This is a genomic window from Roseburia sp. CLA-AA-H209 (assembly GCF_020687575.1).
Taxonomy (GTDB): domain Bacteria; phylum Bacillota; class Clostridia; order Lachnospirales; family Lachnospiraceae; genus Roseburia_C; species Roseburia_C amylophila.
This window is the reverse complement of the sequence record NZ_JAJEQU010000022.1, coordinates 13,725-35,972: the sequence shown is the minus strand read 5'-3', so window position 1 is coordinate 35,972 and position 22,248 is coordinate 13,725. Positions and strand designations below refer to the sequence as shown.

18 protein-coding genes and 2 pseudogenes are annotated in these 22,248 nt (G+C 37.6%); 3 read left to right on the top strand and 17 right to left on the bottom strand.

What is annotated here, in order from left to right:
• Positions 1 to 1,227 (top strand): tyrosine-type recombinase/integrase (locus LKD41_RS14355; protein ID WP_195288119.1); only part of this gene is annotated, 1,227 nt, incomplete at its 5' end.
• Positions 1,228 to 1,382: 155 nt separating this feature from the next.
• On the opposite strand, the gene LKD41_RS14350 is transcribed toward LKD41_RS14355, so the two are convergent.
• The 3 genes from LKD41_RS14350 to LKD41_RS14340 all read right to left on the bottom strand — a co-directional run bounded on the left by LKD41_RS14350 (position 1,383) and on the right by LKD41_RS14340 (position 2,980).
• On the bottom strand, positions 1,383 to 1,766 hold the full coding sequence (locus LKD41_RS14350; RefSeq protein ID WP_227701550.1) for a VOC family protein: 384 nt from the start codon (positions 1,764 to 1,766) through the stop codon (positions 1,383 to 1,385).
• 133 nt (positions 1,767 to 1,899) lie between these two features.
• Complete coding sequence (locus tag LKD41_RS14345) at positions 1,900 to 2,526, bottom strand: alpha/beta fold hydrolase (protein WP_227701549.1); 627 nt, start codon at positions 2,524 to 2,526, stop codon at positions 1,900 to 1,902.
• A gap of 28 nt (positions 2,527 to 2,554) precedes the next feature.
• The gene (locus LKD41_RS14340) at positions 2,555 to 2,980 is read right to left on the bottom strand and encodes a GNAT family N-acetyltransferase (RefSeq protein ID WP_227701548.1); all 426 of its coding nucleotides are present in this window, start codon (positions 2,978 to 2,980) and stop codon (positions 2,555 to 2,557) included.
• Between the two features lie 191 nt (positions 2,981 to 3,171).
• Here LKD41_RS14340 and LKD41_RS14335 point away from each other — a divergent pair.
• A pseudogene (locus LKD41_RS14335) lies at positions 3,172 to 3,349 on the top strand (ATPase); the annotation flags it as partial.
• 117 nt (positions 3,350 to 3,466) lie between these two features.
• Here LKD41_RS14335 and LKD41_RS14330 read toward each other — a convergent pair.
• From LKD41_RS14330 to LKD41_RS14270, 13 genes and pseudogenes are all read right to left on the bottom strand, one after another.
• Complete coding sequence (locus LKD41_RS14330; protein ID WP_021748087.1) at positions 3,467 to 3,844, bottom strand: translation elongation factor Tu domain protein; 378 nt, start codon at positions 3,842 to 3,844, stop codon at positions 3,467 to 3,469.
• Between the two features lie 115 nt (positions 3,845 to 3,959).
• Entirely contained in the window at positions 3,960 to 4,313 is a 354-nt protein-coding gene (locus LKD41_RS14325) for a hypothetical protein (protein WP_227701547.1), read from the bottom strand.
• Positions 4,314 to 4,337: 24 nt separating this feature from the next.
• Entirely contained in the window at positions 4,338 to 5,081 is a 744-nt protein-coding gene (locus LKD41_RS14320; RefSeq protein ID WP_227701546.1) for a SecDF P1 head subdomain-containing protein, read from the bottom strand.
• Positions 5,082 to 5,251: 170 nt separating this feature from the next.
• A complete protein-coding gene (locus LKD41_RS14315) occupies positions 5,252 to 5,896 on the bottom strand; it encodes a YitT family protein (RefSeq protein WP_331470937.1) in 645 nt (214 codons plus the stop codon).
• Between the two features lie 35 nt (positions 5,897 to 5,931).
• The gene (locus LKD41_RS14310) at positions 5,932 to 6,480 is read right to left on the bottom strand and encodes a histidine phosphatase family protein (RefSeq protein ID WP_227701545.1); all 549 of its coding nucleotides are present in this window, start codon (positions 6,478 to 6,480) and stop codon (positions 5,932 to 5,934) included.
• A 27-nt stretch (positions 6,481 to 6,507) separates the two neighbouring features.
• On the bottom strand, positions 6,508 to 7,029 hold the full coding sequence (locus tag LKD41_RS14305; RefSeq protein WP_227701544.1) for a hypothetical protein: 522 nt from the start codon (positions 7,027 to 7,029) through the stop codon (positions 6,508 to 6,510).
• Between the two features lie 30 nt (positions 7,030 to 7,059).
• Positions 7,060 to 7,923, bottom strand: coding sequence for an Rpn family recombination-promoting nuclease/putative transposase (locus LKD41_RS14300; protein ID WP_227701543.1), 864 nt, complete (start codon positions 7,921 to 7,923; stop codon positions 7,060 to 7,062).
• A gap of 375 nt (positions 7,924 to 8,298) precedes the next feature.
• Positions 8,299 to 10,773: a glycogen/starch/alpha-glucan phosphorylase gene (locus tag LKD41_RS14295; RefSeq protein WP_227701542.1), complete on the bottom strand. Its 2,475-nt coding sequence runs from the start codon at positions 10,771 to 10,773 to the stop codon at positions 8,299 to 8,301.
• 88 nt (positions 10,774 to 10,861) lie between these two features.
• Entirely contained in the window at positions 10,862 to 14,020 is a 3,159-nt protein-coding gene (gene ileS / locus LKD41_RS14290; protein WP_227701541.1) for an isoleucine--tRNA ligase, read from the bottom strand.
• Positions 14,021 to 14,919: 899 nt separating this feature from the next.
• Positions 14,920 to 15,450 (bottom strand): restriction endonuclease subunit S, encoded by a 531-nt coding sequence (locus LKD41_RS14285; RefSeq protein ID WP_227701540.1) that lies wholly within the window; start codon positions 15,448 to 15,450, stop codon positions 14,920 to 14,922.
• A 101-nt stretch (positions 15,451 to 15,551) separates the two neighbouring features.
• Positions 15,552 to 16,529: a site-specific tyrosine recombinase/integron integrase gene (gene xerA / locus LKD41_RS14280; protein ID WP_227701539.1), complete on the bottom strand. Its 978-nt coding sequence runs from the start codon at positions 16,527 to 16,529 to the stop codon at positions 15,552 to 15,554.
• A 61-nt stretch (positions 16,530 to 16,590) separates the two neighbouring features.
• A complete protein-coding gene (locus tag LKD41_RS14275) occupies positions 16,591 to 20,313 on the bottom strand; it encodes an N-6 DNA methylase (protein WP_227701538.1) in 3,723 nt (1,240 codons plus the stop codon).
• Positions 20,313 to 20,513 (bottom strand): annotated as a pseudogene (locus LKD41_RS14270) (helix-turn-helix domain-containing protein); the annotation flags it as partial. The gene LKD41_RS14275 and the pseudogene LKD41_RS14270, both read right to left, overlap by 1 nt.
• A 381-nt stretch (positions 20,514 to 20,894) precedes the next feature.
• Between LKD41_RS14270 and LKD41_RS14265 the strand changes: the two are divergent.
• Entirely contained in the window at positions 20,895 to 21,041 is a 147-nt protein-coding gene (locus LKD41_RS14265) for a hypothetical protein (protein ID WP_227701537.1), read from the top strand.
• A 114-nt stretch (positions 21,042 to 21,155) separates the two neighbouring features.
• On the opposite strand, the gene LKD41_RS14260 is transcribed toward LKD41_RS14265, so the two are convergent.
• Entirely contained in the window at positions 21,156 to 22,181 is a 1,026-nt protein-coding gene (locus LKD41_RS14260) for a branched-chain amino acid aminotransferase (protein WP_227701536.1), read from the bottom strand.
• Between the last annotated feature and the right edge of the window lie 67 nt (positions 22,182 to 22,248).

Below are 22,248 nucleotides of genomic sequence, written 5' to 3'. Positions count from 1 at the left end.
GGCAATCTGGTTCAGAAAGAATACGCTGGAACAGAAAGTAAAAGTGAAACGGAAAAACTGCTCCGTCAGGCAATGGATGATTACGAAAGCAAGAAATTTGTCGCAAAGACAGATAATCTTACTGTAGGAGAACTTCTTGATATGTGGGCGGAAGAAGAACTGAAAGTCGGAACACTCAGCAATGGTACAGTGGAAAATTATCTTGGTGCAATCCGTTGTATCAAGAAACATCCGATTGCAGAACGCAAATTAAAAACCGTTACTGCTGAACATTTACAGGCATTTCTCGATCTGCTTACATTCGGTGGGGAATTTCCAGATGGAAAAGTGAGAAAAGGATACAGTAAAGATTACATCCATTCCTTTTCAGCAGTATTACAACAGGCTTTCCGGTTTGCAGTATTTCCAAAACAGTTGATTACTTTTAATCCTATGCAGTATATTAAGCTGAAAAAACAGGCAGAGGATGTGGATTTATTCTCAGATGATGAGGTAGAAGAAGGCATACAGCCTATTTCCCATGAAGATTATGAGAGACTGATAGAATACCTCAAAGTAAAGAATCCACCTGCAATCCTGCCAATCCAGATCGCATACTATGCGGGACTTCGTATCGGTGAAGTTTGCGGATTGACATGGCAGGACATCAATCTTGAAGAACAATGCCTGACCATTAAAAGAAGTATCCGCTATGATGGCACAAAACATAAAAACATCATCGGACCGACCAAGCGAAAGAAAGTAAGGATTGTTGATTTTGGCGATACTCTGACTGAAATACTGAAAACCGCCAGAAAAAAACAGCTTAAAAGCCGGATGCAGTATGGTGAACTTTACCACCGCAATTTCTACAAGGAAGCACAGGACAAAAACAGAGTGTATTATGAATATTATCATCTGGACGGAACCGAAGAAATCCCGGTAGATTACAAGGAAATCTCCTTTGTCTGCCTGAGACCGGACGGATGTCTGGAACTGCCAAGCACACTCAGCATTGCCTGCCGATCAGTTGCAAAAAGGCTGGACGGATTTGAGAATTTCCATTTCCACCAGTTGCGACACACCTACACAAGCAACCTCCTCTCAAACGGAGCTGCCCCAAAAGATGTGCAGGAACTGTTAGGGCACTCTGATGTCAGTACCACAATGAATGTCTACGCCCACTCTACAAGAAAGGCAAAGCGGAACTCCGCCAGACTTCTTGATAAAGTGGCAGGCAACGACTAAATAAAAAATTCCCTTATTTCCCTTGCTGATTCCGCATAAGGTCAAAAATAAGGGAAAATACATATCATTTCACTATTTAAGGGGCTGGAAAGCCCGTAAAATAAGGAAAGTTCAAGAAATCTCTCCACAAATTCCGATTTATGCCCTCCTATTTTTCAGACTGTAATTTCAATTTGGTTATCTTCGAATGCAACAATACAACTTTCATAATAACCATCTCCAGTCTTTCTTGGACCGCTGACAACTTCATAACCATCTGCCTTTAACTCTGCCGTCAAAGTATCAACCTTTTCTTTGCTGCCTACGCTAAAAGCAATATGTGCATAGCCGGTACGAGTAAGCTCTTTTGGACAATCCGACATTTCTGGTTTATTCATAATCTCTATACGTGTATCATCATCAAATGAAAGAAAATAAGAGCGGAAATCCGTCTGAAAATTATGATATCCATCATTTGATTTTGCATCAAAATATTTCATAAAGAAACTTCTGGCTTCTTCCAGATTATTTACATATAATGCAATATGTTCGATTTTCATAGTTTGTTTTTCCTATCTTTTTATTAATTTTCTTTTCCTGTTCTGCTTCCATTTTAACTTCTTTTATATAATGATTACAACTCCAATTACAGATGCAATAAGAACAAATGGTGCAATCCTCACAAGCAGGAAGTTAACTGATACTATCATAAAATCTTTGCAACACAATCGCCAACTCTTCCGGGGCTTCTATGTTTGCTTCATGACCTGTTTTCATAAGTTCATGGAAGTAGGAATTGTTCAGATAATGGCAAAGTTCTTTTGAATTTTTTTTGTTTGCATTGTCCTTCTCTCCACAAACGATTAATACCGGACAAGACACCTTATGCAGTGAGCCACTGAAATCTAATTCAGCCATCGTACCACATAGGTTAATAACATCTGCTTTTTTGAAGCCCATTTTATTGAATGCCGAATTCGGCATAAGATGAAACAACATATTCTGAACTTTCAATAATTTTCGGGGCATTTTATATTGTGCTGCAATTAATACGAGTGCCTTTACTTTATCTGGGTGGTCTATCGCATAATTAAGTGCCAAAACAGCTCCTAGAGAAAGCCCACATAAGACAATTTCTTCGTTCTCCTTGTCGCATTCTGATGAGAATGCTGAATATAATTCCTTATATGTAGCAGATTTCCTTTCTAACAGCTCTGATAAACTCAAACTGCAACTGCTTTTCGATACTTTCGTTTCTTTTATTACTCTATTCCAACTGTCTGGTTTTTGCCCTAGTCCATGCAAATATAAATACTTCATATATTGTCACTCCGTCAAATTTTGATTTCTATTTTTGTTTCCATAGCATGGTGTATTCTTTTTCACCAGTAGCTTCATCCAAACCTTTACATTGAATAATGAACCCTTCTCTTTGGTAAAAAGAAATTGCTCTGGCATTCTTCTGGTATACATTTAATTGTAATCTATCTTTTTTATCCTTAATATAATTCAATAAAAGCTTACCTATGCCGCATGACTGCATTTCTTCAGAAACAAAAATACATTCAATATATTCATTATTTAGTCCTACAAATCCTTGTATCATCTTATCCACTTCAAACACATAGACTTCGGATTGTGACATCATTTCTTTCACTAATTCATAATTACTTTTCCAGTATTGATTGGAAATAAAATAATGCGTTTTCAGATTTGTCTTTAACCATATGTCAGCAACTCTATCGATATCTCCGTTCAGCAACTTTCTAATCATAACAAATATTCTCCACAACTACATCCTTTCTGCTTTTCTCTTTTTTCATTCTATCACAAGCTCACCATTAATCATCAATTTTTTGATATTTTTTCTTTTTCCCCACTGTAAAACAGCCTCTAAGCGTTTCTATAGGCTTTGATGTCCGGGCAGCCTTCGGGTTACCTTTACATAGTTTCCACTTTCAAAAAATAAAAAAATTTGTGTTTTTGAAAGTGGGTGACTATATAAAAACAATCAAGAGATCAAAATATATCGATAGAATCATTGAACTGAATGGCACTCCTGACATCAAGATTATCTTCATCGACTTCATGGATTTGGCGTATGAAAAAAATCAAGGAATAACATTCCTTACACGCCTATGTGTAAGAACATTATCAGGAAGGCAAAACGAACTATATAAAGGAGTCTTCCTGAAAACATACAAAAACTATATAACATAGGGCATGAATGATTTTTTCTCCATCAAACTGGAATTTGTAATTACATTCCATACATATTGGCATTCTTTACAATCACTCTATCTCCTTTTTCTAATTGTTCCTTAGAAACTCCTCTTAACCCAAGTCCAACATGCTCTGTTTTATATCCACAACCATTTGATTTTCGTTCTTTTGTATGTATATCGATGGTAGTAATTATAGTCTCTAATACACCTCCATTTGTTTTATAAACGCACGCATTTTCTCCTTCTCTACACATTCCTGTTGATATGTTTCCTGTGGCAACTGTTCCAACCCCCATAATTGTAAATACATCATCAATAATCAATTCAAAGTCTTCTTTTAAACATAATGGAACATCTAATCTGTTCATATACTCTTTTTCTCGCTCTTTTTTGCTTTTACCAAATAATCCCATAGTGTTTCTCCTTTATAACTTCCGATTGTTTTAATTCTTCTCAGTTCCACCTTCTTGCCCTTCGGACAAGAAGTATCCCTCGCTCAAAGAGCTCGGTCAATTATAAGTTGTTATTTCAATGCTTTTTTATCATTTTCTTTTTCATCATATTATGTTCAAACTCAACCCATGCGATTTCAGAAAATAGAACTATCATATAAATAACCACCTGAACCACAACGCCATCCAGCTTTTTAATAAAATATCCAAAAACAGCTTGTGTTATAAATAGCACACACCCCAAAATAATAAAATTTCTGCCATGTCTATGGTTCCATTCCGTAACATTTGTCAGTTCCTCTTTACGAAGAGGTTTCTCTCCCGTATTTATTGATACTGGTTTTTCAGACCTATACTGCATAATTCCAAGTATAATAAAAATAAGTGAAACCAATAATGAAATTACCAAATAAATAATTGTAGCAGCCATATCTATCCTCCCATAATCCAACTATTATTTGCACTTTTCAAGTGCCTCAGACAATACCTGAGCCTGTTCATATGTATCTACTTCTATTTGACAACTGCCTTCAGTTATTGCACACATTACTCTTGGGTTTGCAATCATTTCATCATTCAAATAAATGCCTATCGTATTTCCAATATTATTTGTAGTAATATCTGCAAATGTTTTTGTTGATTCTTCATCAAACTCAATTTGTACTACTGCCTTCTTGATTCCATCTCCATTATCAACCATTGTTGCTTCTGCCGATTTTATACCTCCAATCATAAGTATATTCCCATCGCTATCCCGTAATGTGAATATATTTGTCTCTTGTTTCCCCGATGGCTGATCATCACTGACATTTTCTTCTATAGTATTTGAATCTTTTTGAAACCATGCTTCACCATGATATCCCTGATATGCACCGATTGCACTATTTATTATTGTCAACACAAGACATATAATACCTAATACAATACCCACTATTGACATTCCCTTACTACTTTTCTTTAATCCTATTATTCCAAATACCAAAGCTATAGTTCCAACTGGTAACCCAATTATTGGAATAATCCATGCTAATACTCCCACTATACCAAGCACAAGTGCCACCACTCCAAATCCAGGCTTACGAACTTTGTTAATATCCGGTACTGCATAATTAATTTGATTCTGTAATGGTGCTCCACAACCTGAGCAGAATGTTGCACTATCATCCATTTGTTTACCACATTTTGAACAATACACCATGTCTATTCCTCCAATTCAGCCTCTGCTTCCACTCTCTCTGCTTCTGCCCTCTCCGACTCTGTCTGTTTCTTATTCTTCGCATTCTCCATATGCCGGCAAAGGAGTTATTCTTGAATTATAAGATGCACAGTGGGACAGTCCTGTGTGTCTCCTTTGTTTTGATACCACTATTAGATATCAGAACGGTCGTTGCCACAAGCAACGCAAATTAACTTTTTCGTTTTTGCCGCAGTAAACTGGATGACCGGTCCGGAAATGAGGATTGTTACTATGGTGCATATGCCAAATTTTCCGCCCAGCATAACGCCTGTCACAACCATCACGACATCCAGTACCATTCGTACAATTTTTACCTGCCAGTTGTTCTTTTCCGCAAGAGAAAAAGTCAGTGCCTCATAAGAACCCCGCCCCAGGGAGGCTGCCGCATAAAAACCAGTTCCTATTGCAAAAAGCACAATTCCCAATAACATGATAAGTGCATTTACCCATATATGCGTACTGTACACATGTGCATTTGCAAACAAATCTACACAAAAGCTATACACAATCTGGTAAAGTATCGTGCCGATATGTATCTGTGACCTGTCATAGAAAAACGCAAATACAATCATAACTATGGCTACTATCATGGATGCCGTACCGATACTTACATGAAATGTTTTCGAAATTCCCTGCCATAATACGGCAAGGGTTGCACCGCCAAATCCCGCATACAATGCCAGTGTAATGCCATATGCTGCAACGACTGAACCAACCACTATAATAATTAATTTTATTGTCCACTCCAATTTACTCATATTATTACTTTTTTTCATTCCATTCACTTATCATATTCCAACATCTATCCAATTTACAGTTCCAAAATTTTACACTGTTCAAGTCCCGCACTCCAAAACTCCTCAATCGGCATACCCTTCACCTGACAGATAATGCTTGCATTCATCGCACCATGTCCCACAATCAGGATATCCTTCCCCTCCTGTAGCTGTGGCTCTATCACTTCCTTCAAAAATGCTCCGGTTCTTGCAAAGAGTTCCTCCCAGGTTTCTGCTCCACCTATCGATTCGTGATATTCTCCCGGCTTTTGAAACAAAATATTAATCGGGCAATCCGGAATAGCAAAGCTGTTTTCGATTCCCTCATAATCTCCAAAACTCATTTCCATCAGCCGTTCGTCTTTTATTATTGGAATTTTCCGGTTTTTTAACACAATTTGTGCTGTCTCAACAGCCCTTATCAACGGAGAACAATAACACACATCTATGTGCAAATCCTTATACTCTTCGCATGTTTTTTCCGCCATCAGGCGTCCTTCTTCATTTAATGGGATATCCGTTCTTCCCTGTATTTTATGTAATGCATTCCATTCCGTTTTTCCATGCCGCATAATATATAACATTTTGAATTTCTCCTAAAATCATAGTTTTTAACTTATCTTTCTGTTTAATAAGCCCCACAAACTCAGGAAACCTATTGCAGCTCCCAGCAACACTCCGGCTACTTTCATTAATTCATTGTTCCTATATTTTTTATCTGGAAGAATACCCGCTTTATTATAAGAATATTTTATATGATCTGTGGTATATGCAGTTATGGTATCTCCCACTTTATATTCTGCATATACACTTTCCGGCACCTGCATCCGCTTATTATATTCATTCGTTTTGCCATCATGATAATAGAAGAAATAATTTTGAGATATGGAATTATCCGCCGTAGCATCTTCACTCTTTTTATCCGTTATCACAACATCTTCTCTATCATAATCTTCTCCTAATACCATCTCTTCCATTTGCCTGTGAAGTGCCTTCGACGTCAAAAATACGTTTAACCAGACCGCCAGAAAAGCTATGCTTAAAGCAGCAAAACAACTCCAGAACAGAACTTTCTTCTGCTTTCCGGTTAATCGTTCTTTTTGTTTCTGATGCTTCGCCAATTTGTTGCTCATGCTGTAATTCTCACATTCTTTCTAATCGTCTTACTTATCATACTTTTCCAGAAAATCCGTTGCCTTATCTTTATCTATATGCAGTTCCTCCTGCAGCAATAAAATAATTTCCTTCTCTGACTTTCCGAATCTGCGTCCAAGCTTTATAACTTCCTTCGTTTTTCCTACTATTTCGCCCTCTTCCAAGCCTTCTTTTCTGCCTTCCTCTTCGCCCTGTTTGCGAATTCTTTCTTCTCTCTCAAAGCTCTTCATATATGCAAGACCTACCTCTCCATCCCGTTTGACTGCAGTTACCATCCGGTGTAACTTTTTCAGGTTTTCGGTGGAAGCATTCTCTACAGATGAATGTTCCATGTAATGCAGTAGCTGTTTTAATTCCTCCGGCGGATTTCCTTCACTTCCTCTTGTATACAAAAATATGGTCTGCGCACCATCCTCATACGTTAATTCCGGCACTTCTACACAACGGTTCTTAATGGTATACATCATGCGGTTCAGTCCAAAGGGGTCATAAGTTGTAATGAAAATCACAACAACATTCCGAAGACTTCCATAGGTTTCGCCCGATGGCAAATTTCCCGCGTCAATTTTTGCATGATAGAAACGGACTCTTCTTGGCAATGCTGCCATCTCGTTCTTTCCGTCATTCTGGTCCGGTTCTATATCAAAGATTTCACCATTCTCTTCATCCAGATATACATCCAGCCGGATTCCGTGGGTTTCTGTATTCTCTCCGCAAAAGAAACGCTGCGGCACTACCGTAAGCTTTCCTATCTGTCGATGCAGAATGCATTCCAAAATATACCTCGCTGACTGTTCCCCATAAATTTTGTGACTGGTTAAGCTATTTACCAGAAAGTCATCCACCAGATTCAGTTCTTCTAAAGTTCTCATTTTTCCTCCTTTTCCCATAATGCAGTGAAAAGCAGGATTGCATATATCTCATATTTTCCTAAACTTCCGCCTCTTCAATGCACTATGCGTTTATTAATTGTTATTAGAATTTAAAAGCATAGAATTCATTGAATTGATACTAGAAATTTAGACTGGCTTTCACCATTCGAAAATCAGAATATATGCTTTGTGTTGATTGTAACAAATAAGCCCATTGAATACAAGTAAATTTTTTCCGGCAGACATAACCCGAAAACATAATCTATAGCAGTCTTGTGGAAGAGCAGAATTGATTTGCTTGAACAGAAAAAGACAGCCGCCCTGCCGGGCTGCTGCCTCTTTCTGTTTTTATGCTTATGCTTTTATTTCTTAATTTTATTCTGCTTTGTCATCTACTGTAACAGTGATTTTGTTCAGGTGCCAGATATCATCCACATATTCCTGAATCGTACGGTCAGATGAGAATTTGCCGGAAGCTGCAATATTTAAGATTGCTTTTCTAGCCCATTCTTTTTCATCTGCATATGCAGCATTAATCTTCTTCTGTGCTTCCACATAAGAACGGAAGTCTGCCAGAATAAAGTAAGTATCTGCGTACTGTGTGCACTGTGTATTCAGCAGTGAGTTGTAAAGGTCACGGAACAATTCCGGATCATTTGGTGAATAGAATCCGTTGATTAACTGCATCAGAACTTTACGGACATCCTGATCATTGTTGAAAATCTGCATTGGGTCATAATCGCGTTTCTGCTCATGAGCAATCACTTCGTCAGAGCTCATACCGAAGATAAACATGTTTTCTTTGCCGACTTCTTCTGCCATCTCAACGTTTGCACCATCCATGGTTCCGATGGTAAGCGCTCCATTCAGCATGAACTTCATATTACCGGTTCCGGATGCTTCCTTACTTGCAGTAGAAATCTGCTCGCTGACATCTGCTGCTGCAAAAATAATCTCTGCATTGGATACCTTGTAGTCTTCGATAAATACAACCTTAATCTTTCCGTTGATGGACTTATCATTGTTGATGACATCTGCAACAGAGTTGATTAATTTGATGGTAAGTTTTGCATTGCGGTAGCCTGCTGCTGCTTTTGCTCCGAAAATGAAAGTTCTTGGAATGAATTCCATATCCGGATGCTCTTTTAATTCATTGTAAAGATACATTACATGAAGAATATTTAAGAGCTGGCGTTTGTACTCATGCAGACGTTTTACCTGTACATCAAAGATAGAACGAGGATTTACTTCAATTCCGTTGTGTTCTTCGATATAAGATGCAAGACGCAGCTTGTTCTGATATTTGATATTTAAGAATTCCTGCTGAACCTTTTCATCATCTGCATAGAACTCTAATCTCTTGATGCGGGAAAGGTCTGTAATCCAGTCTTTTCCAACATATTTGGTTACCCAGTCTGCAAGTAATGGATCTCCATGCATTAAGAAACGACGCTGTGTAATACCATTGGTCTTATTATTAAATTTCTCCGGGAACATCTCGTAGAAATCTTTTAATTCCTGTTTCTTAAGGATTTCTGTATGAAGTGCCGCTACACCATTTACAGAATATCCTGCACAGATTGCCAGATGAGCCATTTTTACCTGACCATCATATATAATTGCCATCTTCTCAACCTTGTGGTTGTCTCCAGGATATTTCTGCTGGATTTCCAGTACAAAACGACGGTTGATTTCTTCTACAATCTGGTAAATTCTAGGAAGCAGTCTTGAGAAAATCTCGATTGGCCATTTCTCTAATGCTTCTGCCATGATGGTATGGTTGGTATATGCACAACATTTTGTTGTAATATTCCATGCATCATCCCACTCCAAGCCTTCTTCATCCAGTAAGATACGCATTAACTCTGCAACTGCTACGGTTGGATGGGTATCATTCATCTGGAATACTGCTTTTTCAGGAAGCATATGAATGTCTGGATGATTCTTCTTAAATCTTGCAATGGCACGCTGTAAGCTGGCAGATACAAAGAAGTACTGCTGTTTTAAACGAAGCTCTTTTCCTGCGATATGGTTATCATTCGGATAGAGAACTTCTACTAAGTTCTTTGCAAGGTTCTGCTGTTCGATTGCACGATGATAATCACCTTTATCAAAGGAATCCAGCTCGAAGCATTCCATTGGCTCTGCATCCCAGATCATCAATGTATTTACTACATTATTGTTATAACCTACGATTGGCATATCATAAGGAATTGCTTTTACGGACTGATAGCCTTCCTGTACGAATCTGGTTCTTCCATCTGGCTGTGCCTCTGCACGTACATATCCACCAAATTTTACTTCGAAATTGTATTCCGGACGTTTTAATTCAAATGGATATCCATTCTGTAACCAGTTATCCGGCTCTTCTACCTGATAACCATTCTCTATTTTCTGACGGAACATTCCATAATGGTAACGGATTCCACAACCATATGCCGGATATCCCAGAGTTGCCAAAGATTCCATAAAGCAGGCAGCAAGTCTTCCCAGTCCACCATTTCCAAGTGCCGGGTCCGGCTCCTGATCCTCTATGGCATTTAAGTTGATTCCCATTTCCTCTAAAGCTTCTTTCACTTCATTGTATACCGTTAAGTTAATCAGGTTATTGCCTAATGCACGGCCCATTAAGAACTCCATGGACATATAGTATACAATCTTTGGATCTGCTTTATCAAATTCCTGCTGGGTTGCAAGCCACTGGTCAATGATTACATCTTTTACAACGTAGGATACTGCCTGGAAAATTTCCTGCTCGCTTGCTTCATCCATTGTCTTACGATAGAGGTATTTTACGTTCTCAACTACCTCTTTTTTGAAGGTTTCCTTTTCAAACATTTTGCTTTTCATAATGTTCTCCTTTTGTTTCGATTCCGGTGTTTTTTGTGCAAAAAGGGAGCAAGCCCCTGTCGGCTCCACTCCCTTATCTTTATTCTGCTTATTTCTTTTCCACGCCAAGCACAACCGTTTCACCATTAATGTTCCATTCTTTCTGATATCCGCTCACCATATCAGCCACAACACTCTCAGCCAGAACTTCTTTTGCAATTTCTTCCCCATATTTTGCGAAGATGTCTTTTACTTTCTGATCTGCCTTATAAGAAACAGTAATTTTATCCATTACTTCAAATCCTGCTTCCTTACGCATTGTCTGGATTTTGCTGATTAATTCTCTTACCATTCCTTCCTCTAAAAGTTCTGGAGTAAGGTTCGTATCAAGAACTACGGTCACTTCATTATCACCTTCTGTCATGTAACCTTCCTGCTGTGTCATGGTGATAAGTAAATCCTCTTCATATAATACAACTTCGTCGCTTATACTGTCAAGTTTCAGTGCACCTGTGCTCTTAAGCTCAGCCATTGCCTTGTTGCCGTCTAATTCTGCAAGTGCTTTCTGAATCTGACCTAAATATTTACCGAATTTCGGTCCAACGGTACGAAGCTGTGGTTTGAAGGTATAGCTAGTATATGCACTGACATCCTCTGTAAATGTCACTTTCTTTACATTCAGCTCATCTTCGATAATCTCTGTAAAGTATTCGGATAATTCAAATGGTGCTTTTACAAACATATTTCCAATCGGCTGACGGTTCTTGATGTTCGCAGTATTTCTGCAAGCACGGCCCATAACAACGATTTTCAATACTTCGTCCATATTTTTCTCTAATTCACTGTCTATCCAGCTCTCGTTTGCCACCGGATAGTCGCAAAGATGGATGCTTTCCGGCGCACTCTTGTCGATGCTGCATACCAGGTTCTGGTAAATTTCTTCTGTCATGAAAGGAATCATCGGCGCTGCTACCTTGCATACAGTTACCAGTGCAGTATAAAGAGTCATATATGCATTGATTTTATCCTGCTCCATGCCCTTTGCCCAGAAACGCTCACGACAACGTCTTACATACCAGTTACTCATCTCATCTACAAATTCATCCAGTGCTCTTGCAGCTTCCGGAATACGATAATTACCCAGATTATTATCTACAGTCTTAATCAGTGTATTGAGTTTGGAGAGAAGCCATTTATCCATAACGGAAAGTTTCTCATAATCCAGTGTATATTTGGTTGCATCAAATTCATCAATATTTGCATACAACACGAAGAATGCATAAGTATTCCAAAGTGTTCCAAGGAATTTACGCTGTCCTTCCTGTACTGCCTTTCCATGGAAACGGTTTGGCAGCCATGGTGCAGAATTGATGTAGAAATACCAGCGGATTGCATCTGCTCCGTAAGTCTCTAATGCATCAAATGGGTCAACGGCATTTCCTTTGGACTTACTCATCTTCTGTCCATTTTCATCCTGTACATGTCCCAATACGATAACATTTTCATATGGTGCTTTATTAAATAATAAGGTAGACTCTGCCATCAGGGAATAGAACCATCCACGGGTCTGGTCTACTGCCTCAGAAATAAACTGTGCAGGGAACTGCTGTTTAAAGAGGTCTTCATTTTCAAATGGATAATGATGCTGTGCAAATGGCATTGCTCCTGAGTCAAACCAGCAGTCAATTACTTCCGGTACACGATGCATTTCGCCGCCACAATCCGGGCACTTGAAGGTTACTGCATCAATGTATGGACGATGTAATTCTACTTTGGCATCATCCGGGTTCCCACTGCGCTCTGCTAATTCTGCACGGCTTCCGATACACTCCTGATGTCCACAGGAACACTCCCATACAGGAAGCGGAGTTCCCCAGTAACGGTTACGGGAAATACCCCAGTCCTGAATATTTTCAAGCCAGTCACCGAAACGTCCTTTTCCGATAGATTCCGGAATCCAGTTTACGGTATTGTTATTGCGGATCAAATCCTCTTTTACTGCGGTCATCTTAATGAACCAGGATTCTCTTGCATAGTAAATCAGAGGAGTATCACAACGCCAGCAGTGTGGATATTCATGTTCAAATTTTGGTGCATCAAAGAGCAGTCCTTTTTCTTCCAGGTCTTTTAATACCATTGGGTCTGCTTTCTTTACAAATACACCGGCATATGGAGTCTCTTTGGTAAGTTCTCCTTTTCCGTCTACCAGCTGGACAAATGGAAGTCCGTATCTACGTCCAACCTGGGCATCGTCTTCACCAAATGCAGGTGCGATGTGAACGATACCGGTACCATCTGTCATGGTTACATAAGTATCACAGGTTACATAGTAGCCTTTCTTATGCTGTTTCTCACAGATTTCCTTTGCGCAGTCAAATAATGGCTCATATTCCTTGTACTCTAATGACTTTCCTGGGAAAGTATCCAATACTTCATATGCTTTTACGCCATTTTCTTCATCCGCAAATTTGCCAAGTACCTTATCTAACAGTGCTTCTGCCATATAATAAGTATATCCGTCAGCAGCTTTTACTTTACAGTAAGTCTCGTCCGGGTTTACACAAAGTGCAACGTTAGATGGTAGTGTCCATGGAGTTGTGGTCCATGCCAGGAAATATGCATCTTCTCCGATTACTTTGAATCTTACGATTGCGGAACGTTCTTTTACCGTCTTATATCCCTGTGCTACTTCCTGGGAAGAAAGCGGAGTTCCACATCTCGGGCAGTAAGGAACAATCTTGAAACCTTTGTATAACAGCTTCTTATCCCAGATTTTCTTAAGAGCCCACCACTCAGATTCAATGAAATTATCATCATATGTTACATATGGGTTTTCCATATCAGCCCAGAATCCAACGGTTCCTGAAAAATCTTCCCACATTCCTTTGTATTTCCATACGGATTCTTTACATTTCTTGATGAATGGCTCCATACCATATTCTTCAATCTGCTCTTTTCCGTTTAATCCTAAAAGCTTTTCTACTTCCAGCTCTACTGGAAGTCCATGGGTATCCCATCCGGCTTTACGTGGGACATATTTGCCCTTCATGGTCTGGTATCTTGGAATCATGTCTTTGATAACACGGGTTAATACGTGACCGATATGTGGCTTACCATTTGCAGTTGGCGGTCCATCATAGAAAGTATAGGTCTCGCCTTCTTTCCGGTTCTCCATACTTTTCTTAAAAATATCATTGTCTTTCCAGAATTTTACAGTCTGCTTTTCTCTGTCCACAAAATTTAGATTTGGGGAAACTTTTTCGTACATGTTAGTCCTCCTTAAAATTTCAGTTTCTCGCTACCCTCGTAAAAAAGAATGTGCCTTGGCACATTCTCGTGCCTGCGGCGGTCGCTTGCGACATCTACCTTATACGCCGCAGTGTGCATCCTTGCGGAGCGTTTTTTACTTTACAGGAAAGCAATTTCCTGTAAAGTAAAAAAGACGCCGTCCTGTAATAAGGACGTGCGCCTGCCGTTTCTAACCACCTTGTTACAACATACTTGAAGCTTACAGCTTCGCATATACGTTCCCGTAACGGGGGAAATCCGTCAGTTTCTACTAACGCATCTTTGCCTGTTCGAACTGCAACTTGGAAGTGATTTTCATTTTCCATTTACTCATGCCGGTTTCCACCTGCCCCGGCTCTCTTTGACTTTCCATGGAAAACTACTCTCTTCGTCATCGTCTTTTCATATTCTTAATAAGTATAGAACCTGTATTTTTAAATGTCAATTCTAAATTTCATTTTTTATTTTACAAATTGTATAAAACCATATCCGTTTGTTACACTGCAGACAGATAAGAATTTCTAAATGTACCTGATTTAAATAAAATAACCATTACGCAACCGTCTTAAATGAGCCATCCGGGCTCTTTAGGACTCATTCTGACATCCATGTCAGAATGTTGCTGCATCATAACAGGTACATTAAGAACTTCTAATCTGCCTCCAAAGTCACAAGCAGGATATGGTTTTATACTATTTACTACACAAAAAAAGAATTTTCTATCACACAAAAAAGTGGTATCCCTTACGATAACTCAATTAGGAATTAACGAAAACAACGATTATTTTCTAAGCAAAGCCTTCCAACAGAACTCAAAAATAAGAATAATCACACTAGAGTATAGACTTACTCCAGTGTGGTCATTTTTATTTTAAACATTTATTCCTTATGTGATTGTTGATAAAAATGTGCCTCAAATTTCAATTTGTCGCAGGATGATACATAAGCAGCAAAATCATCTTGCATGGGTTTTGGTGGAATAGGTACTCTGATTTTTTTCATTGGAGCATTCATTAATTTGTCATTTCCAACATGGTTAACGTGTTTATACGCAATTTCTCCAAGTATATGTGCAAGGTATTGCATGTTAACCACAGAAGAATCTTTTGCTTTTAATGTTCCACAGACGTTTGTACAGTTGAATTTTCCATTTCTATAAAATACAGTCCCAGCATTAGCACCATCAGTTGTCCATGTGACATATTCACCCTCAAAATCATAAGTGCTAATATATCCAAATATACCGTTATTGGTTGTTTGTGATGAATATACCGGATAAATCCCTTGGTTTGCCGTTATATATTCATTACTAATAACCCTACCGCGTCCGTCATCACATATTGATTCTATTGGCATAAGATTATATTGCGAAGTAGTTTCATCTTCAATAAATTGTTCTAAACCAAACATTTCGGCAAATTTGGATTTTATCTTAAATACTTGTCTATCAATGAATTCCTTTCAGCTATTAGAGTAGCATTTCGTTTCTTAGCATCAAATTTGGATTTGAATCAGCCTATATACTTATGATGTGAAGCTTTTACATTATTCTGATTAACCATAGCATATCTAAGCGTTGTATCAATTTGAGAATGTCCTAACAGTACTTGTACCTGCTCTATAGGCATTCCTTTATCAATAGCTTTCGTAGCTAATGTTCGTCTGAATTTGTGCGGATGCACTTTTGTGGATTTTAAATTAGAGCCAACCTTATGCAAAATAGTCTCTATACCACGTATTGATAGCCTATTATGTGGATTATTTAAAGATACGAACAGAGCTTTAGTTTCATCATGTCTACTGGCAATATACTCATACAAATGTATTTTAGTTCTTGCATCGAAGTAGACTTGTCTCTGTTTATTACCCTTACCCATAACTACGCATTCACGTTTTTCAAAATCAACATCTGCTATATTAAGATTAACCAATTCTCCTACACGAATCCCTGTGGAAGAAAGGACATCAATAATGGCAAGATCACGTAAATTAGTACATGTGTCCCTCATTTGTTCTAATTCCTCATCAGAATACACATCTTTAACGGTCTTACCAACTCTTATCTTATGGATTCTTCTTGCAGGACTTTTCACAATATAATTCTCATCCTCAAGCCATGCAAAAAAGCTTGAAATGATTCTTCTGATATTATCAAGTGTCACTTTTCCGACATTACTTTCATTTTCGTAACCCGAAATGTATGCTCTGATATCATTAGTTTCAACTTGTCTTACAGATTTATCTATTTTTACAATCATCTTAGACAGAGTAGTTCTGTAATATTTCAATGATCTTTCTGAGCAGCCTTCTACTTGCTTAGCCGATAAAAATAGCTTTAAAAGTTCGTCATTAGATTGTTGTGAATCGCCTCTGTTTTCAGCAAACATTGTAAAGCTTAATTCCAAAACTTCATGTAATCTTGCAAGTTGCTCATTATTTAAAATGCCTAACATTCCCTGTTCGATAGTATTTATCAATTCCTTTTTCATAATAAAATCTCCTTAAAGTATTTTTTTAAAAAGGAATACAGGTAATATTAGGCATTCTATTTTATCTGAAGTATTTGTCTATAATATCTTCACGTGCAGCATTTAGTTCCTTGAATCTTTCTTGTGCTTCAAATTTCAATTTGTCGCATTGGTTGATACTTGAAATATATAAATCTAATGTTGTGTCGTTAGGCATGTAAATCATGATACTGTTCAATTTTTCCTGCGTAAGCTTCGGGTTAGCATTTTTATTTATATATTCCGACAAATCTATGTTGTTTATATAGCTTTCAACATATTTCTGCAATTTATAATTCTTAAACCTAAGAATATGTACATGATTATTTACCCATGATTTGCCAGTAATACTAAAAGCTATTGGCATATTACGAGACACTAAATTTGCGCCATCCTCGGAGATCAATAGCAATGTTTCATCAAAAATATACTCAGCTACATAATCGACAATTCCGGATGCTCCATAATATGGAATATCTCCCTTGTTTCTCAGATGTTCCGCTATTGGTTTCCTTTCGTTGTCTAAATTTTCACATAGTGTACTTAATTTTACGCTGTTTTTCCCATGTGTTGTTGTCGGATTATCTCCAAACATTTCGACAAATTTGGATTTAACCTTCGCAGACTGCTCACTAATAATCGCTTGCTCATCAGCAATTCTCTTTTCAATAGTCTCAATTTCATCAACAATTTTCTGCTGTTCAGAAACAGAAGGCACTTGGATGATTAAATTAGCAATTCTCTGTGTAGATGCCCTGTTACTACGAGAAAACCTTTCAAATTCGCCTTCCACTTGAAGTGCTAACGCCATATATTTAGGCAATATATCATCTGTTTTTATACGCAAAACACCACAGTGGTCAGTCGGATAGAATGGTTTATCAGCAGGCATAATATTTACCATCCAATCACCATCAATCCCCCATAGAATAGAAGGTACAGAAAAATCAGTGATATTCTGCTTATCAATTCTTCCAAATTCCTCAAAAACATTTGCACTATATATAGGAATACTACCATTTTCAACCACCTCATCGGAAAGAACACGATTTCCAATGCTTAAATCAAAGAAGTTTTTATCAGATAATCTATAATTTGTAAGCCCTGGAATATCCTTGCGTACTCTTGTCGGAGTGGTCTTAATAGACTTGTTAAATGTTGTCCCAGAAAAATCAAGCATATCCTGTAATCTCAAACGATAGTAGTAGTCGCTAAGATCTTCGACATCAAACTCATCTTCGTCAGAGAATGCATTTCTAATAAGTCCTGCGATAGAATTATTGTCACTGCGGTCAAATGCATTATATAAGTATCCTCCAGCCTTTATTATCTGAATTCCTTCTTGTCCTTTTCTGTTACTCCATTTATATCCAAGAAACTTTTCTTGCTCTTTATTCTCATCTGGAGCAGAAATTACCAGTGTATCTTGGTTATAAACCAATGAGTAATAAAATAATTTTTCTTGTTCAATGGAAAATACATATTCATAAAACTTCTGATTAAACCATTTCTTCTGTTCTGCATCAGATAGCTTTAGGAAAGTTTTTTGCTTGCTTTTTTTAACGTATTCTGTTGAGGTTACAAACTCATCATAGTGTTGGACGAAATAATTATCATCTTTCCAATGAGTATAATCTTCGCTCTTGGCTAAAAGTTTATCGTAGGTATCCTTCTTTACACCTATTTTCTTAAGATATCCTCTTAAGATAGACTCATCTTCCCAACCATCTATATCCGCTTTAGAAAGTATAGCTTCAACACTATCTAAAACCATGTCTGTGCGTTTGGGCGGTTCATTAAATTTTTGCAAGAATAGAATAACTGTATTGGTTCCAGTAGCTCCAAAAGTTTTGCTTCCTAAGGTTGCAATGGCAATAATATTAAAATTCCTAAGAAGAGATTCACGTGCTGAGATGAAACTTTCATTCTCCTTATTTAAGATACTACTTGGTAGAACTACAGCAGCAACACCATTTGGTTTTAATAACTGTGATATTCGTTCTACAAATAATGTTTCTATCTCTGAACCATCATTTGAAATTTTTTCTAAAATATCCAGCTGATTATTTGATAACTTCAAGTGAGGCTTGAAGGTCTTTACTGAATACGGAGGATTAGCCACGAGAATATCAAATGATTTCGGAGTTATCTCCTTGTCCGGATAATTCTCAAGACCATCACCGAAAATTATATTTCCATTACCTGCGCCATGCATGAACAAAGAAATTTTAGAGACTCTAGCCAATCTATAGTCTTTTTCAATACCGAATATTTTTTTCTCTACCCATTGATTAGATGTGTGTTCACTATTATTTATGGCATTAGCACAGACCTCTACCGCTTCAAATCCCTCCGTCAAGAAATGACCTGCTCCACATGCATAATCGATAACTTTAGGATATTCAATGCCATCAGCTTTTGTCATTATTTTTTCTAAAGGAAGACTATCCCAAATAAAGCGTGTAATAGGAGTAGGTGTGAAAAATTGACCTTCATTCTGCTTAAAGCCTTTATTAAGCAATTGTTCAAACAAATCACCAAGCATCTGCACATCTGCAGAGCCAATTATTCTATAATCTTGAAAGAGCTGTACCATCTCTACTAAAATTTTCCCATTTTGATAGAAAAGTTCTTCGTTATGAACATCTTTAAAAGCAAAGTCATTATTTGTGTAAAATTTGAGAATACGAAGTGTGTTCCGGAGTTCTTCAATCATTTTTACCCGCTTCTGCTTCGTATATTGTTTCACAAGATTTTCTGCATAGTCATCAGACACATAGAAAATCTCTTCACGCATAAATTTCTCCATACCTTCCTTATGAAGTCTTTGGAGTCTATCCTGTAGTGATTCATATGTATCCGTACCAACTTTATATTGAAATTCAACTATATCATTATCAGTTTTTTGTATTTCATCTACTAATTTGCAAATGAATAAAGCTATAAGACGGTTGAATGCATTTTCTTTATCTGAAACATTATTATGACGTAGAATCTCTTCAAAGCGATTTACTATCTTGTCATTTTCAGAGAAATCTTTTAAATTCTTTTTCCTTATAGGTTTTACACCAATATTATAAGCAACCGAATCATCTCTAAAAATGATATCTCCACTAAATCTCTGTTCATATGTTTCTTTCCATGCATCATAAAGTTCTGAGGCTGTGTGTGCATCCTTGTACAGAAGAATGGTAGCATCTTTCCTCGCCAGGTTTAAAATATTCTCATCATCTGAACAATCGATGCTATCTGTTGTATATTCAATGTCATTGCTACTATTAATATTTGATGCATATAATACTAACCATCGACAACCTCGCTCCTGCTGCCAATAAGAAATCAACTGTCCACCATCCGAAAGAATGTTTTTCATTTCTTTGTTATATTCGACACCAAATGTTTTACATTCAACAATGAACAGTATTTTTCCATTTTGATTAGATACACAAATATCTGCTCGTCCACCTTTTTGTTCATGCCCCAGTGTCCAAGTACGCTCAAGTTCAATATTTTCAGGTCTGTACCCCTTATCAAGAAGCCGGTTAACGCATTCTAACACAACAAAGTTTTCTGGCTCAGAGAAATTTGTTGTAGTTGCTACATTAACCTTAAATCCTTTATCTTCGGGATAAACTATTTTTTCATTTCTAAAATCCACTATGATAGAGCAATCAGAAAGTGGATAGTTTTTTTCGTATTTATCTTCAGAAGTATCACTAAAACCTGCTGACTTTAGCATATCCTTCAAATTAGACTTTGTTATCATTATAGAGTTCCTCCAACTTTATAATTCAGCCAGGCTTCTTCCACATCTACGTAAGGTAAGTTGTTCTTTTCGCAGTAGGCTTTAATATTTTTCATAGCTTTAATATTAGGTCTGGTTTTTCCTGCTTCCCATCGGTTAATAGTTGAAAATGCTACATCCACAATCTCAGCGAACTCTGCTTGTGTTAACAGTGCACGTTCCCTGAGTTTTTTATTTCTTCCGGAAAATTCATGTCTATTTTCTCCTTGATTTTGTGTGCATCAATATAGCGTTATTATAACAAACAAATATAAATTTTTCTACCCTCCGGTCATAGGCTCGGAGAATTTTTTATTTTCTACCGGAATTACCATCACTAAATCCCCTTAGGAAGTTAGAAAGGATAAATCAAAAAGTTTCGTCAAAATCTCCCTTATATCTCCAATGGTAAGTGTAAGGAAAATAAATTTGAAATTCTTTCGGTCAAACGGCACTCTCACCTCCATTGAGTAGTAAGAAATGAAATTTTGAAAATCGGTACTTAAGCGGGAGCTTATGTCCTTTCACTAATGAAGCCAAAACAGAAGGAGGAATTAAAAACTATGAATGTAGAAAATGTACCAACGTACCTGAAGAAGCATGCATCATGGTGCAATTTCAGATACGAGGAACGTAAAGGGAATATGACAAAGGTTATCTTCAACTTCATCGGTGAAGTACATATCCCAAGCAATGTAAAAAAGGCATAGCCGATTATTACGACTATGCCGATATTTTACTGGATTACAAATCCCTTATTGAGTTGCCCTTTCAGAATACCGCTTCCTGTGTTCTTTCATTATATGTTCCCTATAAACTTTCTCTTACAGGATTCTCTTAATCCATCCTTCCGGAGCTTCAATACGTCCCATCTGGATTCCGGTCAGAGTATCATAAAGTTTCTTTGTTACAGGTCCCATTTCTTCCATTCCACTTGGAATTAAGATTTCTTTGCCGTGGTCAACAATCTTTCCGATTGGAGAAATAACTGCTGCTGTTCCGCAAAGTCCTGCCTCTGCGAAGTCTTTTACTTCATCGAAATATACTTCTCTGTGTTCTACTTTCATTCCAAGATAATGTTCTGCAACATATACCAGTGAACGACGTGTAATGGATGGCAGTATAGAATCTGACTTCGGTGTAACCAGTTTATTATCCTTGGTAACAAAGATGAAGTTTGCTCCACCTGTCTCTTCTACCTTAGTTCTTGTCTTAGGGTCTAAGTACATATTCTCATCAAATCCGTCTGCATGTGCAGTTACGATTGCATGAAGACTCATTGCGTAATTCAGACCAGCTTTGATATTACCGGTTCCGCAAGGTGCTGCACGGTCATAGTCACTGACACGGATGGTAATTGGCTTTGCGCCACCCTTGAAATATGGTCCTACCGGTGTACAGAACATACGGAACTGATATTCATCCGCTGGTTTTACACCGATTACAGGATTTGTTCCCATCATGTATGGTCTGATGTAAAGTGTTGCACCGGAACCATATGGTGGAACATATGCTGCATTTGCTTCTACTACCTTCTGTACTGCATCTACAAAACGCTCTTCCGGGAATACCGGCATTTCCAGTCTGCGTGCTGAATCTGCAAGACGGCTTGCATTTAAGTCAGGTCGGAAAGTAACGATATGTCCATCCTCTGTTGTATATGCTTTCAATCCTTCAAATACGGTCTGTGCATACTGGAATACACCAGCGCATTCATTCAATACAATATCTGCATCATCGGTTAAAGTTCCCTCATCCCATGCTCCGTTTTTGAAATTTGATACATATCTCTTATCGGTCTTTACATAACCGAATCCAAGATTAGACCAGTCTAAGTCCTTCTTTTCCATAATAACATCCTCCATTCATTTGTCGCAAATAGATGTTATAACCTGGTGTTATAGCTTTCTATTGTTC

What these genes read in the sequence shown, in the direction of transcription:
- LKD41_RS14350 (WP_227701550.1), bottom strand. Translation starts at nt 1,766, where the DNA reads ATGAAAATCGAACATATTGCATTATATGTAAATAATCTGGAAGAAGCC.
- LKD41_RS14345 (WP_227701549.1), bottom strand. Translation starts at nt 2,526, where the DNA reads ATGAAGTATTTATATTTGCATGGACTAGGGCAAAAACCAGACAGTTGG.
- LKD41_RS14340 (WP_227701548.1), bottom strand. Translation starts at nt 2,980, where the DNA reads ATGATTAGAAAGTTGCTGAACGGAGATATCGATAGAGTTGCTGACATA.
- LKD41_RS14330 (WP_021748087.1), bottom strand. Translation starts at nt 3,844, where the DNA reads ATGGGATTATTTGGTAAAAGCAAAAAAGAGCGAGAAAAAGAGTATATG.
- LKD41_RS14325 (WP_227701547.1), bottom strand. Translation starts at nt 4,313, where the DNA reads ATGGCTGCTACAATTATTTATTTGGTAATTTCATTATTGGTTTCACTT.
- LKD41_RS14320 (WP_227701546.1), bottom strand. Translation starts at nt 5,081, where the DNA reads ATGGTGTATTGTTCAAAATGTGGTAAACAAATGGATGATAGTGCAACA.
- LKD41_RS14315 (WP_331470937.1), bottom strand. Translation starts at nt 5,896, where the DNA reads ATGAAAAAAAGTAATAATATGAGTAAATTGGAGTGGACAATAAAATTA.
- LKD41_RS14310 (WP_227701545.1), bottom strand. Translation starts at nt 6,480, where the DNA reads ATGTTATATATTATGCGGCATGGAAAAACGGAATGGAATGCATTACAT.
- LKD41_RS14305 (WP_227701544.1), bottom strand. Translation starts at nt 7,029, where the DNA reads ATGAGCAACAAATTGGCGAAGCATCAGAAACAAAAAGAACGATTAACC.
- LKD41_RS14300 (WP_227701543.1), bottom strand. Translation starts at nt 7,923, where the DNA reads ATGAGAACTTTAGAAGAACTGAATCTGGTGGATGACTTTCTGGTAAAT.
- LKD41_RS14295 (WP_227701542.1), bottom strand. Translation starts at nt 10,773, where the DNA reads ATGAAAAGCAAAATGTTTGAAAAGGAAACCTTCAAAAAAGAGGTAGTT.
- ileS (WP_227701541.1), bottom strand. Translation starts at nt 14,020, where the DNA reads ATGTACGAAAAAGTTTCCCCAAATCTAAATTTTGTGGACAGAGAAAAG.
- LKD41_RS14285 (WP_227701540.1), bottom strand. Translation starts at nt 15,450, where the DNA reads ATGTTTGGTTTAGAACAATTTATTGAAGATGAAACTACTTCGCAATAT.
- xerA (WP_227701539.1), bottom strand. Translation starts at nt 16,529, where the DNA reads ATGAAAAAGGAATTGATAAATACTATCGAACAGGGAATGTTAGGCATT.
- LKD41_RS14275 (WP_227701538.1), bottom strand. Translation starts at nt 20,313, where the DNA reads ATGATAACAAAGTCTAATTTGAAGGATATGCTAAAGTCAGCAGGTTTT.
- LKD41_RS14265 (WP_227701537.1), top strand. Translation starts at nt 20,895, where the DNA reads ATGAATGTAGAAAATGTACCAACGTACCTGAAGAAGCATGCATCATGG.
- LKD41_RS14260 (WP_227701536.1), bottom strand. Translation starts at nt 22,181, where the DNA reads ATGGAAAAGAAGGACTTAGACTGGTCTAATCTTGGATTCGGTTATGTA.